This window comes from Arthrobacter sp. SPT-J7, assembly GCF_059089965.1.
Genome location: NZ_JBNHFF010000567.1, coordinates 1 through 464 on the forward strand (window position 1 = coordinate 1; position 464 = coordinate 464).

Below are 464 nucleotides of genomic sequence, written 5' to 3' on the forward strand. Positions count from 1 at the left end.
GACAAGAAGGCCCTCCTGGGCCATCTGGTTGAGCGCCTCACGGACGGTGGGGCGGCTGACGTTCAACCATTCAGAAAGCTGCACTTCGGTGAGTTTTTCGCCAGGCTTGATGCTGCCAAGCACAACAGCACGACGGATCTCATTAATGACTCCGTCCCTGCGCGACACAGAGGCCACGGGGGACATCCTCAATGGCAGAGTCGCCGGATCTGGTGAGAGGCGCGTTTCCGCCATCGGGTTCCCCAATGCTTGAAGTAGGCTCTGCGATGCAGATTGTCAGACAAAGCCTACCAATATTACGCGCGCGCGTAAATGGTCAGCGCGTCAGCTCCTCAAACATTTTCACGGTCAACTGCTCCTGGCCGCGAAGCCAAAGGCTTGGCTTGCCGCCAACAGCGGGCATAACGCTCCCCTCCCCAATGAACCTGGCCCCGGAAGTGTCAGCCGTGAGCACTCTAGCCACT

General features: G+C 58.8%; 1 protein-coding gene. It reads right to left on the bottom strand.

Going from position 1 to position 464, the window contains the following annotated elements; genetic code table 11:
- Window positions 1–234 (bottom strand): GntR family transcriptional regulator (locus AC5RWX_RS34300; protein WP_494100580.1); only part of this gene is annotated, 234 nt, incomplete at its 3' end.
- Window positions 235–464: the final 230 nt, after the last annotated feature.